Origin of the sequence: Sorangium sp. So ce185 (assembly GCF_051526825.1) — a bacterium.
Classification (GTDB): domain Bacteria; phylum Myxococcota_A; class Polyangia; order Polyangiales; family Polyangiaceae; genus Sorangium; species Sorangium cellulosum_D.
Window position 1 is genome coordinate 7,835,090 of the sequence record NZ_CP150316.1, and the last position, 16,385, is coordinate 7,851,474.

The window sequence follows — 16,385 nt, forward strand, 5'->3', positions numbered from 1 at the left end:
GGGTGGCCCGCCCCCCGGCCGTCACTCGAACCGCAGCGCCTCCACCGGGTCGAGCCGCGCCGGCCCCACGCCGAGCCGGTGCATGACGTGGTTGTCGCCCGCCCGGACCGTCGAGATGTCCGGTTTATCCAATCGGAGTCCGCGGGCGCGTGCCATGAACATCCCATGACCGACCTCGACGCCACGATGAGCCGCTCCCCCCTCCGATCGACTCCGCTGGGCAAGACCGGGCCCAGCGTCTTTCCCGTCGGCCTCGGCTGCATGGCGATGTCCGGCGCCTATGGCCCGGCCGAAGAGGCCGAGAGCGTGGCGACGATCCGCCACGCCATCGAGCGAGGGATCACCCTGATCGACACCGGAGACTTCTACGGCAACGGGCACAACGAGCTCCTCATCCGGCGCGCGATCGAGGGGGTGCGCGACAAGGTCCAGCTCTCGGTGAAGTTCGGCGCGATGCGCGGCCCGGACGGCGCCATGGTGGGCATCGACACCCGCCCGGCGGCCGTGAAGAACTTCGCGGCGTACAGCCTGCAACGGCTGGGCGTGGAGGTCATCGATGTGTACCGCCCCGCGCGCCTCGACCCGCAGGTGCCCATCGAGGACACCATCGGGGCCATCGCCGACCTCGTCAAGGCCGGCTTCGTCCGGCATATCGGGCTGTCCGAGGTGGGGGTCGAGACCATCCGGCGTGCGAGCGCGGTGCACCCGATCGTGGACCTGCAGATCGAGTACGCGATCGCGACGCGCGGGCCCGAGGCGTCGATCTTCCCTGCCCTCGCGGAGCTCGGGATGAGCGCGACGCTCTACGGGGTCTTTGCGCGGGGGCTGCTCACCGGCAGCAAGCCTTCGGGAAAGGGCGACTTCCGACAGTACATGCCGCGCTTCGCAGGCGAGCAAGGGGCAAAGAACGCGAGCGTCGTCGAGAAGCTCCACGCCTTCGCCGGCGAGCGCGGGATGACGCCGGCTCAGGTGGCGCTCGCGTGGGTGCTGGCGAAGCAGCCCACGCTGGTGCCGGTCATCGGGGCCCGCACGCGGGCCCAGCTCGACGACGCCCTCGTGGCGCTCGACAAGCCGCTGTCGGCGAGCGACGTCGCGACGCTCGAGACCATCGTGCCGGCGGACGCGATCGGCGGCGCGCGCTACGCCGCCCAGCAAATGAAGGTCCTCGACAGCGAGCGGTAGCCGATCGATGCGGGCCCCCGCGTCGGCTTGAACGGCCGCACGAGAGGCGTAAAGATAACGTACATGGCCGCAGCGATGGATCTCCCCACCCTCGCGCTCCCGCGCTTCGTCGAGGAAGTCCGTGCGGTCGCGCCGCCCCCCGGCCAGGCGCTCGACCTCGAGTGGCTTCCCGACGGCAGAACGACCCTCGTTTTTCGAGCGCTCGAGGGAGCGCGCGAGGGGGATGTGTGGGTCGCGGGCCCCCGAACGCGCGCGCTATTCAAGACCAAGACCGGGGTCGCGCGGACGATCACGCTTCGGTTCAGGCCAGGCTGGTCGGTTCCGCTGCTCGGCGTGGCGGCGAGCGAGCTCACGGACCGGATGGTTCCGCTGGAGGACGTGTGGGGCCGCGCGGGGCGCGAGCTCGGCGGTGAGCTCCTCGCCGCGAGGAGCCGCGCCGACGTGATGGAGCGCGTCGCCCGGGCGCTCGCCCTTCGTGCCGGCCAACCCTTCGAGACGGCATCGGGGAAGCTCGCTCGTCGTGCGGTTCGCTTGCTCGAAGAGGGCGAGGTCCGGGTGGAGGGTGTTGCCGACCGGCTCGGCGTCACGGCGCGGCATCTTCGCCGCGCCTTCGCCGAGAACGTCGGTATCGGCCCGAAGGAGTTCGCGCGGACCGTCCGCCTGCAACGCGCGGTGCGAATGGCAGCGACCTCGTGCGACTGGGCACGCATCGCCGCAAACGCGGGTTACTACGATCAAGCGCACCTCATCGCCGACTTCCGTCAGCTCGTCGGGCTCACACCGGGAGCGTTCTTCAAACGCGCGGGCGGCCGGATGACCCAACCGAAGCTGAGCCTGTCGGGATTCTCCTTCGCCTGTCCGGTAGCTCGGGCACAACGACCTTCATCGCCATCGCAATGGTTTTCTCTGCCTCGCCCACTGCGTTGGCGTTCGGGGGAGCCCTGCGCCGGGTTCATGGACAGCAGCGGAAGGCACAACCGCATGGGCCTGGCCCCCCCGGCTTGACCCAAGCCCGGTGCACCCATCAAGCGCGCCCCATGCCGTCCCCCATCCCCGCCCCCCCACCCTCACTCGAACCGCAGCGCCTCCACCGGGTCGAGCCGCGCCGCGCGCCGCGCCGGCCCCACGCCGAACGTGATCCCGATCAGGATCGACACCCCGAGCGCCAGCCCCACCGCGTACGGCGGCACGATGGTCGCCCACTCCCCGAACCGCGACAGCAGCACCGCCGCCCCGTACCCGAGGCCCACGCCGGCCACCCCGCCCGCGAGCGACACCACCACGGCCTCGACGAGGAACTGCCGCAGGATGTCCTTCCGCCGCGCCCCGACCGCCATCCGCACGCCGATCTCGCGGGTCCGCTCCCGCACCGACACCAGCATGATGTTCATGATCCCGATGCCGCCCACGATCAGCGACACCGCCGCCACGCTGCCGAGCAGCGTCGTGAACGTCCCCGTGATCTGCCCCATCGTCGCCAGCATCTCCGCCTGCGACCGCACCTCGAAATCGCTCGGCTGATCCGCGCGCAGCCGGTGCCGCAGGCGCAAGAGCTGCTCGAGCTGCGCGATCACCACCTCCGACCGGTCCTCGCTCGCGAGCTGCAGCGAGATCGTCGACAGGTGATCTTGCCCGAACAGGACCGACCGGTGCGTCGACAGCGGCACGAACACCCCGTCGTCCGGCGAGCCCATCCCCGAGCCCTTCTCCGCCAGCACCCCGACCACCCGGAACGCGCTCCCGTTGATCTGGAGCCGCGTCCCGAGCGGCGACCCCCCCGGATAGAGCTGCCGCACCACGTTCGCCCCGAGGATCACCACCCGCGCGCGCTGCTGCTCGTCGAGCTCCGAGAACCCGACGCCGCTCGCCACGGCGAGCGACCGCACCTCGAGGTACGCCGGCGTGATCCCGGTCACGGACGCGTTCAGGTTGCTCGCCATGTAGCGGAGCTGCGCGCTGCCGCTCCGCTCCGGCGCCACCGCCGCCACGCCGTCGAGCGCCTTCAGCGCCTCGGCGTCCGCCTCGGTCAGCGTCTTCACCGTGCCCGAGCGCACCCCGCTCGCCGACGCCGACCCCGGCCGCACCATCAGCAGGTTCGCGCCGAGCGACCGGATCCGCCCCTCAACGCTGCTGCGCGCGCCCTCGCCGATGCCGAGCACCGCCACGACCGCCGCCGTCCCGATGATCATGCCGAGCATCGTCAGCAGCGTCCGCAGCCGGTTCGAGGCGAGCGAGCGCCACGCGCTCTTCGCCGTCTCCTTGATCAGCATGCCCCCTCCATCTCGCTCGCGTGGAACGCCGCCACCACGGTGCTCGACGGGCCGTCGGCCACGATGTGGCCGTCCTTCATGTGGATGGCGCGCGCGAGCGCCCGCGCCACGCCGAGGTCGTGCGTCACCATCACCAGCGTCGTCCCGTCCGCGTTCAGCGACATCAAGAGCTCCAGCACGTCGCGCCCCGTCCGGCTGTCGAGCGCGCCCGTCGGCTCGTCGCACAGGAGGATCGACGGCCGCGTCACGATCGCCCGCGCGATCGCGACGCGCTGCCGCTGCCCGCCCGAGAGCTCGGACGGCAGGTGCCGCGCGCGCGCCGCGAGCCCCACGCGCTCGAGCGCGTGCTCCGCGAGCGCCCGGCTGTCCTTGACCGCCCCGTAGAGGAGCGGCAGCTCGACGTTCTCCGCCGCCGTCATCCGCGGCAGCAGGTTGAAGCTCTGGAACACGAACCCGATGTGCTTGTTCCTGAGCGCCGCGAGCTCGTCGTCGTCGAGCTCCGCCACGTCGCGCCCCCCGAGCCGGTACGTGCCCTCGGTCGGCCGATCCAGACACCCGAGGATGTTCAGCAGGCTCGACTTCCCGCACCCGGACGGCCCGATGATCGCGACCGACTCGCCGCGCCGCACCTCGAACCCGATCCGGTCGACCGCCCGCACCGCGAGGTCCGCGCGATCGGCGTGGTACACCTTGGAGAGGCCGCTCACGAAGACCGGGACGTCCATCTCAGCGGCCCCCCCGGGCGCCCATGCCCATCCCCATCCCGCGCATCGGGTTCTGCCCGCCCCGCTGCCCCTGCCCCCCCTGCTGCGGGCCCGGCGCGCTCACGACCGGCGCGCTCGCGAGGACGTCGTCGCCCTCGCTCAGCCCCTCGACCACCACCATGCTCGTCCCGTCCGTCGCCCCGGTCTTGATCGGCCGCTCCTCGCCGTTCGCGAGCCGCACGAACCGCCGCTTGCCCGACGACTGCACCGCCAGGAGCGGCACGAGCAGCACGTCCTTCTGCTCCGCCGTCACGATCTCCACGTCCGCGCTCATCCCCGACCGGAGCAGCGACGCCTCCTTGTCGTTGACGACGATCTCGACGTCGAAGGTCACGACGCTCGACACCTCCTTGCCGAGCGGGCTCACCCGGTCGACCACGCCCTGGAACACCCGGTCCCCGTAGGCGTCGACGCGGATCTCGACCCGCTGGCCGGGGGCGACGCGGCCGATCTGCGCCTCGTCGATGGCGCCGACGATGCGCAGGTTCGACAGATCCGCGAGCGTCATCACGGCGCTGCCGCCGCTCACGTTGGTGAGCGCCGACGACACGAGCGTCCCCTTCTCCACCGCCACGTCGAGCACCGTGCCGGCGATCGGCGCGTAGATCTGCATCTCCTTGAGGCGCGTCTCGGCGTCCTGCACCGCGAGCTCGGCCGTCTTGAGCTGCGCCTGGGCCGCTGTCACCTGCGCGCGCCGCAGCGTCATGTTGGCGCTCGCCACCTTCGTCGAGTGCGCCGCCGATCGGGCGGCGTCGGTCGACCCGAGGCCGAGCTCGGCGCTCTTCTCGGCGATCCCCTGGCTCACCTCGTTGTTCTTGCGCTCGAGGTCGGCGACAGCGAGCGACGCCTGCGCCGCGGCGAGGTCGGCCTTCACCCGGTCGCGCGCCACGCGCGCCGCGGCGAGATCGCGCTCCGCGTCGATCGGATCCAGCTTGACCAGGAGCTGCCCGGCCTCGACCTGGTCGCCCTCCTTCACGAGCACCTCGATGACCTGGCCCGCCGCGCGCGACTTCACCTCGACCTGCACGTCGGGCTCGATCTTCCCGGAGGCCGCGGCGGTCTCGGTCAGGCTCCCGCGGCGGATCTCGACCGTGGGCCCGGCGGGCGCCTTCGAGGGCGTCTGATACCAGGCGTACCCGCCGATCGCGAACGTCGCGATGGCCGCCGCGGCCACGCCGGACATCAGGTAGCGTTTCTTGTTCCTGTTCATGACGACCTCCTGGGGAGCACCGAAGCGAAGCGATCGAGGAGCGCGCCCGCGGCGTGCTCCAGCTGGAAGCGCGAGGTGAGCGCCGTGACCAGGGCCCGCAGCTTGCGGAGCTCCGCCTCGCGCAGCGTCTGCTCCGCCTTCACCACGTCCGCCGACGTCGACGTCCCGAGCAGCAGCCGCTGCCGCTCCGCCTCGGCGAGCTCGCCCGCCAAACGGGCGGTCTCCGTGGCGAGAGCGACCTGCTCGTCGGACGCCTCGAGGGTCACGCGCAGCGACGTGAGCTCGGCCGCGATCGCCGCGGCGCGCGCCTGGTAACGCGCCTCCGCGGCCGCGAGCTGCGTGCGCGCGCGCGCCGCGTCGGCCGACGCCCGGCCCCCGCCGAACGGCAGCTCGAGGTCGAGCCCGCCGAGCACGGTGAACGCTGGCCGCCCGCCCAGGAGCGAGACCCCCGACGTGCCGTCGTCGGCCCACGGGGTCTTCACCGAGGCGGTCGTGAACACGTCGAGGCGGACCTGGTCGGCGTCCTCCGCGGCGCTCACCCGCGCGCGCTGCGCCTCGAGGTCGGCGCGCAGGGCGGCGAGCTCCTGCGACCGCTCGGCCGCCGCGCGCGTCAGCGCGTCGATCGGGGGGAGCGGCCCGAGCGAGGGCGGCGCGCCGGTCGGCGAGAGCGACGCGGCCTCTCCCGGGGCCATGCCGAGCGCGCGGCCGAGCGCGATCGCCCGCGCCGAGCGCGTCGCGCGGGCCTGCGACAGCGCGTCCGCGATCGACCCGGCCGAGGTCGAGAACTGCAGGACGTCCACCCGCGTGCCGGTGCCGAGCGTCTCGGCGCGGGCCTTGGCGTCGTTCAGCTGCCGCTGCGCGGCCGCGAGCGCCTGCTCCTGCACGCCGATCGCCTGCTCCGCGTACCAGAGCTCCCAGTACGCCTCGAGCACGTCGAGCGCGGTCTGGCTCGCCGCGAGGTCGCGCTCCTGCGCCGCGGCGATCGCCGACGCCTCCGCCTGCGCGATCGGCGCGAGCACGGCGTCGGTCCCGGCGCCCCGGAGCAGCGGCTGCCGCGCGGAGACGTACGCCTCCGCGGTGGTCGTCGGCCGGAGGACGCCGTTGCCCTCCAGGCTGCGGGCCGCGCCGCCCCACGACTTGTTCGCCGACGCGCCCACCTCGAGGCTGGTCCCGACGTCGGTCGTGTACCGGAGGGCCACGTCCGACGCGACGGTCGTGGTGCCCGAGATCCCGCGGCCCCCGTTCCCGAGATCCTCCGCGTATTGACCGGTCACCGAGGCGGACAGCGTGGGCTTGCGGGCGCCTTGCTCGGCGGCGACGGCCTGCCGCGCGGCGGTGGCCTCGAGCAGGGCCGCGCGCAGGGCCGGGTTCTGGGAGGCTGCGCGGCCGACCGCCTGCTCGGCGGTGAGCGTCTCGGCGCGCGCCGCGCTCCCCAGCGTGCACGTGGCGATGACGGCGAGGGACGCCAGCCACGGCAAGGGAACGGAGCGAGTGAGCGTCATGCGGCCCAGGCTAGGAGGCAGTGTCTCAAGAGGTGTCCAGTTCGTGTAAAGATTCGTCAAGAGCCTTTTGACCAGGCCTTACACAGCGCCGTGACGGCCGCGCTACAGTCGCCGACATGGCCGATCCGCCTCAGATCCTGGTCATCGACGACGACGCCGAGCTCTGCGAGCTCCTGGCCGAGCTGCTCGGTCAGGAGGGTTACGCGGTGGAGAGCGCGCGCGACGCGATCTCCGGCCTCGCCCGCGCGCAGGAGAAGCCGTTCACCCTCGTGGTGCTCGACGTGATGCTGCCTGGCCTCAACGGCTTCGAGGTGCTCACGCGGCTCCGGCAGAGCTCCCGGGTGCCGGTCCTGATGCTGACGGCGCGGGGCGAGGACGTCGACCGCATCGTCGGCCTGGAGATGGGCGCCGACGACTACCTGCCGAAGCCGTTCAACCCGCGCGAGCTCGTCGCCCGGGTGCGCGCGCTCCACCGGCGCGCATCCCACGTGGGCCACGCGGGCGCGGCCGCGGCGGGGCCGGGCGCCGCCGAGGCGCAGAGCGTCCTCACGGTCGACGATCTCGAGGTGTTCCCCGCGGCGCGGCGGGTCCGGGTCCGCGGCGAGGAGGTCCGGCTCACGACGGCCGAGTACGACCTGCTCGAGGTCCTGGTGCGGCAGGCGGGCACGGTGGTCTCGCGCGAGGACCTCGCGCGGCGCGTGCTGGGCCGCCGCCTCGCGGCGTACGACCGCGGCATCGACATGCACGTCTCGAACCTCCGCCGCAAGCTCGGCCCCGGGCCGAGCGGGGGCGAGCGCATCAAGACGGTCCGCAACGCCGGCTACATCCTGGCCCGGGAGCGCCCGTGAGGCGCCTGCCGCGGAGGGCGCCCGCGAGGCGCCGCGGCCTCGGGGGGCGCGCGTGAAGAGCCTCTTCCTGCGCCTCCTCGTCTCGCTGTGGATCGCGATGGCGCTCCTCGTCGGGCTGTTCGCGGTGATCCACGGCTGGGCGTTCTCCGCCGAGTCGAGCTCGCTGCGCCGCCGCCTGAGCACGCGCAGCGTCGAGCTCCGGGCGGAGAGCGCGCTCTTCTGCGCGCGGGACGGGCTCTCCGGCTGCGAGCAGCGCCTCTCGCCGCTCGAGCCGCGGGATCAGCGCGTCGCGGTCTACCGGTCCGGCGCGCTCGTGAGCGGCGAGCCCATCGAGGGCGCGCCGCTCGTCGAGGAGCGGGCGCGGCGCTCGGCGGACGGCATCGCCGTCGAGGTGGGCGAGCGGGAGCTCGTCGCGGTCGTCCTGCGCCGCGACCCGTCCTTCGTGGCGGTCGCGACCGGTCCGGTCCGGTCGCCGTGGATGTTCTTCATCGTGCCGGAGACGCTGCCGCTCCGGCTGCTCGCGATCGTGGTCGTGACCGGGCTCGTCGCGGTGGTCCTCGCGCGCTACCTGTCCCGTCCGATCCACATCCTGCGCGGCGCCACGCAGCGGATGGCGGCGGGCGATCTCTCGGTCCGCGTCGCGCGGCAGCTCGCGGGCGCGGACGGCGAGACGCTGGCGCTCGGGCGCGACATGGACCGGATGGCGGAGCGCATCGAGGAGCTTTTGGAGACGCAGCGCCGGCTGCTCCGCGACGTCTCGCACGAGCTCCGGTCGCCGCTCGCGCGGCTCAACATCTCGCTCGAGCTCGTCCGCCGCCGGTCGCCGCCGGACGTGGCGCCGGCGTTCGACCGGATCGAGCGGGAGACGGAGCGGCTCAACGGGATGATCGGCGAGCTGCTCACGCTGAGCCGGCTGGAGTCGGCCCGGGGCATGGAGCGGACCGAGCGGGTCGACCTGACGGCGCTGGTGGAGCAGCTTGTCGAGGACGCCGCGTTCGAGGCGGAGCAGCAGGGGTGCTCGGTCGAGCTCGGGGCGCGCGACGCGTGCTCCCTGGACGGGAACGAGGAGCTGCTCCGGCGGGCGATCGAGAACGTGGTGCGCAACGCGGTGCGATTCACCGAGGCGGGCACCACGGTCCGCATCGACCTCTCGTGTTCGGGCGGGGTCGCCGAGGTGCGCGTCCGCGATCGCGGGCCGGGCGTGCCCGAGGTGGCGCTCGTGGACATCTTCAAGCCGTTCTACCGGGTCGACGATCACCGGGCGCGCGGCGCGGGCGGCACGGGGATCGGGCTGGCGATCACGCAGCGGGCGGTGCTGCTGCACGGCGGCGAGGTCGAGGCGAGGAACGCCGAGGGCGGCGGGCTCGAGGTCGCGCTGCGGTTGCCGGTGGGCTGAGCCTATCAACGCGATCTCGGAAGGTGATATTCGATCGAACGGCCTGAGGGCGGCCTCCCCGCCGCCTCTGCCCGGAGCCTCGCGAGCATGTCGATCGAGACCACCCGCGCCTTCAACCACCTCGTTTCCCCGCACCTGGAGGACCCTTATCCCCTCTTCGAGGAGCTCCGGCGCGAGGCGCCGGTGGTGTTCAACCCGACCTTCGGGATGTGGTTCGTCTCGCGCCACGAGGACGTCGCGGCCGTGGTCAAGGATCCGGTGCGCTTCAGCTCGGCGCAGGTCCTCGCGCCGCTCCAGGAGCCCTCGCCCGAGCTGCTGGCGATCCTGGGCAAGGACGGGAGCGGCGTGTATCCGCTCCTGTCGAACGATCCGCCGGTCCACACGCGGGTGCGCAGCCTCGTGAGCAAGGCGCTCGCGGGGCCGCGCCTCGCGGCGAGGATGGAGCCGTTCGTCCGCGCGATCACCAGCGAGCTCGTGGGCGGGTTCGAGAAGGACGGGCAGGCGGACCTGATGGCGCGCTTCGCCACGCCGCTGCCGATCCGCGTGACCAGCCAGCTCTTCGGGATCCCGCTCTCGGAGATGGATCAGGTCAAGCGGTGGTGCGACGACGAGACCATGTTCCTCATGGCCTTCCTGCCCGACGAGCAGCGCGCGGAGCTGGCGCGCAGCATCGTCGCGTACCGCGATTTCCTGCGCGCGCTCGTCGAGGATCACCGGGCGAGCCCTCGCCCCGATCTGGTGACCGAGCTCATCGAGGCGCGCGCGGAGGGCGAGGGCCCGCTCGATACGCAGGAGCTGGTGGGCACGCTGTGCGTGCTGATCTTCGCGGCGCACGTGACCACGACGAACATGATCGGCAACACGCTCGTGTCGATCCTGCGCGCGCCCGGCGCCTGGCAGGCGCTGCGCGACCGGCCGGCGCTGATCCCCGGCGTGGTCGAGGAGGGCATGCGCTTCGATGCGCCGGTGCAGGGGATGACGCGCACCGTGACCGAGGACTGCCGGATCCGCGGGGTGGCCGTGCCGCGCGGCGCGCGGGTGTTCGTGCTGTTCGGGTCCGCCAACCGGGACCTGCCCGGCGTGAAGGACCCCGAGCGGTTCGAGCTCGAGCGCGCGGCCGGGCCGAGCCTCGCGTTCGGTCGCGGCCCGCACTTCTGCGTCGGCGCGCAGCTCGCGCGCCTGGAAGGCGCTATCGCGCTCGAAGAGCTGACGCGACGCCTGCGGGGCGCGCGCCTCGCCGGCGACGCGCGGCTCTCGTACATGCCCAACCTCGTGCACCGCGGCCCGGCCGCGCTGAACGTCGCGTGGGACGCGCCGCCGCCGGGATCGCCCTCACCCGGCTAGAACGACCAAGCGCTGCCCGCGGCATCGAGCGCGGGCGCGGTCGCTCGAGGCTAGTTCGCCGTGCACGCAAAGGACGCGGCGCTATCCATATCGCCCGAGCCTTTGTACTGGGGCCATGTTGGGTAGACACAAAGGGGCCTGGTCCGGCCCGGGACGCCCGTCGTGTCGGCAACGATTTGATCGGTCGCTGGATCTGCTCCCTCTTCGACCCAGCTCTCGAGCGCGGTCAAGTAATCCCACCCTGCGGTGAAGACCGTGCTCACGGAGTGACCAAACCCTGGAACCTCGTAATATCGAAGGAATGCGTCGACCTCGTCCGCCCCCATGTCCGCCCGCAGGCGCGAGTAATAGGCCTCCACGGCGCGCGGGCTGACGAGCAGGTCCTCCGTGCCTTGCATCATCAAGAGCTTCCCGCCCTTCGCGGCGAAGGCGGTCAGATCGGCGTCCGCGACGTCGAGCGCCGAGAGCTCGGTCACCCGTGATGCAAAGGCGCCGGCGTTCGACACATCGAACGTCAGGTAGTCGAACGCGGCGTCCCTGGCCACGGCATAGCGGATGAAGCCGTCCGCGAAATGGGCGCCGTACGACATGCTCTCGGTGACCGGGAACCCCGGCGGCGCGCTCCCCAGCCCGATCGCGGCGACGTGCGGCTGGAGCGGCGAGCTGCTCGCCATGCCCAGATCCGAGATGAACGCATTGAACCCGGGGAAGCTCGCCTCGCCGCTCGCGAGCGGGATATCGAAGGGCACCTCTCCGTTCGCCTTGCCGAGCGCCGTGAGCTGGGCGTCCGACAGGCACGTGTCCCCGGTGTCGACGCCGTCCGGGCACCGGACAGGCACGCCGTCCAGCGACGCGGTCGACGGGTCGAACGTCGCGTTGCATCCCTGGACGTCGCTGATCACCCCGTCGCTCGCGCCGTCGAGCGCGTCGCAGGCGGCCACGGCGGCGCGGTAGAGCACGCCGCGCTCCTCGGGGTTAAGGTAGGCACCGGGCGCCGCGAACGCCTGGATCATGGCGAGGCCGCCGACCATCGCGGTCGTCACGTTCCGGGCGGGGTAGAGCGCGACGCAGCCATCCCAATCTTCTGGCCAGCGACCCACGACCGCCAGGGCTTGCCGTCCCCCCGTCGAGCTGCCCAGGAAGTACGCCTTGGTCGGGGCCTCGCCGTAGGTCGCCTCGACCAAGGCGATGGCCGCGTCGCGCGTCTTCTTCAGGGCATCGGACACCCAGTTCGCGTACGCCTCCTGGTTCAGGGCGAAGGATCCGTCGAGGGGATTCGATTGATGACCAGCGTCGCTGGCAAACACCGCATAACCACGCCCGAGCGGCGTCACCGCGTCGGGCGTGGTGTTCAGCGGATTGCCAGCGACGTCCGGGATGATCCCGCAGAACCCGCCCCCGCCCAGCATGACCGCCTTCGAGTTCCAGTCGGCGGGGAGCGCGACCTGAAACTTGATGCTGGGCGCCGTCGGGTCGACAGGCATGATGTCCCCGGACACGAGACAATGCTCGCCGACCGCGCCCTGCGCCGCGTTCATCCGGGTCGACGTGACGACGGCGCCGGTCGTGGGCAACCCGATGGAGGCGCTCGGAATCTGCATGTTCGCGAGCTGCGCGCAGCGGACCGCGAGCGGCGGCGCGGTGTCCGGCGCAGGGCCGCCGTCGTCTCCGCTGCATGCAGCCAAGCATCCGAAGGCCAGCGCGCTCGCGGTGGCGGTCCAAAAGCCGTTCTTCGACGCAAAGGGAATCAATGTGGCCTCCGATCCCATCGAGGCTCTCGTGCTCGGCGCTGTCGTGCCCGCGAGACCGAGCGCCCTCATGCCCGTACGATGCGGTCCCGCGCCCTCTCCGGCAACAAGCAGTCTTGGTAAACCGATCTCCATCCATGCAAAGCCAGGGCGCGCCCGCCGGCGACGACCTCCGCGGGCTCCGCCGGCGGCCGGCGGCGCTCAGGCGGCGTCGCGGGCGAGCAGCGCCTCCAGCCGGTTGCCGGCCGCGCGGCGCGCGAGCACCTGCGCGACCTTCTCGACGATCGCGACGCCCGCCTCCGCGGGGGGCAGCCCGCCCGCGTGGATGTTCGCGATCACCGTGTACTCGAAGCCGATCGCGGGATTGCCGCTGAAGGCGGCGGCGGCCTCCTGGTCCACGCCGGGCGCGAGGCGGTAGGCGAGGTAGGCCGAGAGGCTGCGCGAGGCGAGCTCCCCGCTTCCCGGGCGCTCGCCGAGCAGCATCACGACCAGCCGCGCCCCGAGCCCCGCGGCGACGGCCTCGGCGAGCTTCACCCGGCCGTAGCGCGCGAGCAGCGGCTGGCCGACGGTCACGCCGCGCGCCCCGAGCCCGTCCAGGAGGACCGGGAGCAGGTCGGGGAGGTTGTGGTGGACGGCCTCGGCGCTCAGGCCGTCCGACACCACGATCTGCACCTGGGCGCCCTCCGGCGCGAGCCGGGCGGCGCTCTCCGGGGAGAGGCGCGCGCCCGCGTCGGCGGAGCCGAGGTGCTCGTCCTTGCTACGGGCCATCGTGGTGAGGACCCGGAACGCGGCGACGCGCGCCAGCTCGTCCTCGCGCAGCTCGCTCTCGAGCGCCGCCCGCGCGATGGCCTGATCGAGGCGCGCCCGCCGGCTCACCGCGCTCGCCGGGCGCGGGCCGGCCGTGGCGAAGCCGTGGGCCGCGGGCGTGGCCGCGACGAGCGCGGCGAGCTCGGCCTCGTCCGGGCAGAACTGCCGCACGTCGCCGAAGCGCGGCCCGCGGGTGATCGCGCCCGCCGGCGCCTGCCCCTCCCCCTGTCCCTCCGCCGCGCGCGCCAAAATTCCCCGGTCGAGCGCCCACGCCAGGAACTCGCCGCCGGGCGCGCGGCCGTGGAGCTCGCGCAAGGTCTGCACGTCATGCCCGCTCGTGTCGAAATAGGCGAGCATGCGATCGGTGTTGAGACAGACATCCATGTAGAAGCTTGCGCCCGCGGCCGCGAGGAGCTGGGTCGCCATCTGCTGGCCCTCGAGCGTGACGTGGGCGTGGAGGGTGTAACAAGGCGCCATGCCCATGGGCACACCGAGCAGCTTGCCCATGAAATGATCCTGGAGGTTCGCGAGGATCATCTCGCGATCGTCGAGGTGCGTCTCCGGGCCGATGAACCCGGTGACGTTGTTCACCATGAACGGGTCCCAGCGGCGGGCGAGGCCGTAACAGAGCGCCTCGGCCGTGGCCATGTCGATGCCGTCGTGCTTGCCGTAGGTCAGCTCGCTGCCCTGGCCGGTCTCGAAATACATGAACTGCTCGGCCTGGCCCGCGAGCGGGCCGCGCGCGGCCATGCGGCGATAGCCCGCGTCGATGAGGTCGACGGTGATGTCGAACTCGGTGACGCAGCAGGCCTCGGTGCCGGCGAGGCTCTGGAAGAGGATCTCCACGGGCGCGCCCTGGTCGAGCGCGGCGAGCTGCACCTTGAGGTGCGACAGGCAGCAGATCTGCGTGGGGACGCCGGTCGCGCGGCGGATGCGGTCGAGGTGGCGGAGGATCGCGGCGGTGGCCTCCACCGTGCCGGCCGCGGGGTTGACGCCGATCAGCGCGTCGCCGGCGCCGACGGACAGGCCCCAGTAGGTCAGCAGGGCGATGCCGCGCGGATCGTCGGTGGGGTGGTTCGGCTGGAGGCGCGAGGCGAGCGTGCCGGGCGCGCCGAGGAGCGTGCGCGCGCGGGTGGGGCGGCTGATCTTGCGGGCGATGTAGATGAGCTCGTGCACGTCGCAGAGCTTGGCCAGCGCCGCGGCCATGACCCCGGTCAGCGCGCGGCCGAGGCGCGCCACCTCCGGGCTCGGGGCGCGGAGCAGCGCGTCCTTGAGCTCGCCGAGGCGCAGCGAGGCGATCCGCGCGAAGGCGCCGCGGTCGATGTCGTAATTGACCCGCATCACCGCGTCGACCTCGCCCCGCGCGTCGGCGAGCGGGTGATCGTGGAGGTGCTCCAGGGTCAGCTCGCCGAGCAGCTCCCGGGCGGCCTCCCGCGCCGCCTCGCTGGGCGCCGAGAGGCCGGCCTTGCGGTCGCCGGCCTTGCTGGCGTCGGCGGCGCCGAGGAGCCGCTTCAGGCCGCGGAACGAGGCGTCGTGGCCGGGCAGGCGGGCCGCGTACCTGGCGTCCGGGCGGACGCGGGGGACCTCGATCCGGTCGAGCGGGATCAACTCCTTCACGGCGCGCGCCTCCCTCCACGGGATATGCCTCGAGGGACGTCACGGCGGCATCCCGCAGAACGAGACCGGTAGTACCTGATCGCGCATGCGGCCAACCTGCACGTGTGTCCGCCCCGGGCGAACACCTCCCCTTCCCGAGGTCACCCGTTTCGATCGCGAACCGACCCGCACCCCCTCCCGAGGCCCCCTGTTTCGATCGCGAACCGACCGGCACCCCCTCCCGAGGCCGCCGTCTCGATCTCGAACCGACCCGCACCCCTTCCCGAGGCCGCCCGTCTCGATCTCGAACCGACCCGCACCCCCTCCCGAGGCAGCGCCGCCACGTCGCGACCTCTCCGCGCCGCCTCCCGAGGCCCCATTTTCCGGTTCCGCATCGACCTGCCCCCCTTCCGAGGCCGCGCCGCCACGTCGCGACCTCCCCGCGCCGCCTCCCGAGGCCCCATGTTTCGGTTCCGCACGTGTCCGGTCCCCCTTCCGAGGCGACGCCGCCACGTCGCGACCTCCCCGCGCCGCCTCCCGAGGCCCCATGTTTCGGTTCCGCACCGGCCTCCGAGGCCCCCCAGGCCACGCCGGCACGCGACGACCGCTCCACGCTCCCCTCCCGACCCACGCGCCTCATCGGCAGCGCTTCACCATGCCTGAAAGAGTCCAGCGCACGCGGGAGCAACGCAAGAAACCAGCGCAGCCCCCGTCTTGACGCAGGTATCCCAAGGACTTCCCTTACCCCCTCACCAGCAATGCCACCTCAGGCATTGCCTGCACCACCCCATCAGGAGGTGTCTCTCATGTTGAAGCATCTGAATCTCGACGAGATGGTCGCGCTCCTCTCCCCCTGGGTCGACGATCCCAAGCAGCGCAAGCTGTTCCTGTCGATCCCCGAGATCGCGGCGCTCCACCCGCGGGTCGCGGAGGCCCACGAGGCGGTGGTCGCGGTCCAGCCGAGCAGCGGCGCCGACGCGGCGTCGAAGCTGCGCGCGCTCGTGGACGAGAGCAACGAGGTCGACCGGTGCCACGACCACCTCGCCCGGGCCATATCGTACGGTATCGACGCGCACCGCGAGCTCTGCCTCGCCGAGGCGCCGGCCGACGCCGCGCGCGCCGCGCAGTGCGATGCCGTCCAGAAGAAGCTCTTTCCCAACGGCCTCGCCATCCTCAACGCCTCGCCGCTCGCCGAGGCGGGCAACACCACCCGCATCGCCCGCCTCCTCGAAGCAGAGCCCGAGATCGCCGACTTCCTGAGGTCGATCCCCGCCCGCGGCAAGGCGTCGCTGCTCGACGTCGTGAAGCGCTGGCTCGCCAAGGGCCGGGAGCTCCAAGCGCTCGAGCGCGCCCGCACGGAGCTCGACGCGACGCAGGCCACCACGCCCATCACCAAGACCACCATCCAGGCCGCCCGCAGCCAGTGGTTCAAGGTCGTGTCGCTCGTGCTCTCCAACCTCGAGGTGTCCCGCGCCCCGGCGCGAGACATCGAGATCATCCGCGGGCCCGTGCTCCGGGCCTCGGATCGCGCCGGCAAGCGCTACCCGGGCGCCACGCCCGAGGGAGCGCCGCCGGAGGACGGGGCGCAAGGCCCCGCCGCCGGGCCGAGCGAGGCCGAGCCGGGCGGGGCCGAGATCGGCGGCGCGAGCGAGCTGCGCTGAGCGATCGACCTCGGGTCGGATCCCGTCGCGCCGCCCAGCACGAGCGGATCCGCCCCT

At 72.7% G+C, this 16,385-nt stretch carries 12 protein-coding genes; 6 read left to right on the plus strand and 6 right to left on the minus strand.

What is annotated here, in order from left to right:
• Positions 1 to 165 precede the first annotated feature (165 nt).
• Both WMF26_RS28610 and WMF26_RS28615 read left to right on the plus strand, forming a co-directional pair.
• Positions 166 to 1,182 (plus strand): aldo/keto reductase, encoded by a 1,017-nt coding sequence (locus tag WMF26_RS28610; RefSeq protein ID WP_437995260.1) that lies wholly within the window; start codon positions 166 to 168, stop codon positions 1,180 to 1,182.
• Between the two features lie 63 nt (positions 1,183 to 1,245).
• Positions 1,246 to 2,187: a helix-turn-helix domain-containing protein gene (locus WMF26_RS28615; protein ID WP_437995261.1), complete on the plus strand. Its 942-nt coding sequence runs from the start codon at positions 1,246 to 1,248 to the stop codon at positions 2,185 to 2,187.
• A 62-nt stretch (positions 2,188 to 2,249) separates the two neighbouring features.
• Here WMF26_RS28615 and WMF26_RS28620 read toward each other — a convergent pair whose 3' ends face one another.
• The 4 genes from WMF26_RS28620 to WMF26_RS28635 are packed head-to-tail and all read right to left on the minus strand — an operon-like array spanning position 2,250 to position 6,928.
• Complete coding sequence (locus WMF26_RS28620) at positions 2,250 to 3,452, minus strand: ABC transporter permease (RefSeq protein WP_437995262.1); 1,203 nt, start codon at positions 3,450 to 3,452, stop codon at positions 2,250 to 2,252.
• Complete coding sequence (locus tag WMF26_RS28625; RefSeq protein WP_061625645.1) at positions 3,446 to 4,177, minus strand: ABC transporter ATP-binding protein; 732 nt, start codon at positions 4,175 to 4,177, stop codon at positions 3,446 to 3,448. The genes WMF26_RS28620 and WMF26_RS28625 overlap by 7 nt, the downstream gene beginning before the upstream one ends.
• Before the next feature lies 1 nt (position 4,178).
• Entirely contained in the window at positions 4,179 to 5,426 is a 1,248-nt protein-coding gene (locus tag WMF26_RS28630) for an efflux RND transporter periplasmic adaptor subunit (protein WP_437995263.1), read from the minus strand.
• A complete protein-coding gene (locus tag WMF26_RS28635; RefSeq protein WP_437995264.1) occupies positions 5,423 to 6,928 on the minus strand; it encodes a TolC family protein in 1,506 nt (501 codons plus the stop codon). Before WMF26_RS28635 ends, WMF26_RS28630 begins: the two co-directional genes overlap by 4 nt.
• A gap of 116 nt (positions 6,929 to 7,044) precedes the next feature.
• On the opposite strand from WMF26_RS28635, the gene WMF26_RS28640 reads away from it, so the two are divergent.
• The 3 genes from WMF26_RS28640 (at position 7,045) to WMF26_RS28650 (ending at position 10,516) form a co-directional block, all read left to right on the plus strand.
• Positions 7,045 to 7,776 (plus strand): response regulator transcription factor, encoded by a 732-nt coding sequence (locus WMF26_RS28640; RefSeq protein WP_437720239.1) that lies wholly within the window; start codon positions 7,045 to 7,047, stop codon positions 7,774 to 7,776.
• A 52-nt stretch (positions 7,777 to 7,828) separates the two neighbouring features.
• Positions 7,829 to 9,172 (plus strand): sensor histidine kinase, encoded by a 1,344-nt coding sequence (locus tag WMF26_RS28645; RefSeq protein WP_437995265.1) that lies wholly within the window; start codon positions 7,829 to 7,831, stop codon positions 9,170 to 9,172.
• Between the two features lie 87 nt (positions 9,173 to 9,259).
• Entirely contained in the window at positions 9,260 to 10,516 is a 1,257-nt protein-coding gene (locus WMF26_RS28650) for a cytochrome P450 (RefSeq protein WP_437995266.1), read from the plus strand.
• Positions 10,517 to 10,566: 50 nt separating this feature from the next.
• Here the strand turns inward: WMF26_RS28650 and WMF26_RS28655 are convergent, their stop codons facing one another.
• Positions 10,567 to 12,201: a tannase/feruloyl esterase family alpha/beta hydrolase gene (locus WMF26_RS28655; RefSeq protein ID WP_437995267.1), complete on the minus strand. Its 1,635-nt coding sequence runs from the start codon at positions 12,199 to 12,201 to the stop codon at positions 10,567 to 10,569.
• A 264-nt stretch (positions 12,202 to 12,465) separates the two neighbouring features.
• A complete protein-coding gene (eutB, locus tag WMF26_RS28660; RefSeq protein WP_437995268.1) occupies positions 12,466 to 14,688 on the minus strand; it encodes an ethanolamine ammonia-lyase subunit EutB in 2,223 nt (740 codons plus the stop codon).
• A gap of 785 nt (positions 14,689 to 15,473) precedes the next feature.
• Here eutB and WMF26_RS28665 point away from each other — a divergent pair.
• A complete protein-coding gene (locus WMF26_RS28665) occupies positions 15,474 to 16,328 on the plus strand; it encodes a hypothetical protein (RefSeq protein WP_437995269.1) in 855 nt (284 codons plus the stop codon).
• Positions 16,329 to 16,385: the final 57 nt, after the last annotated feature.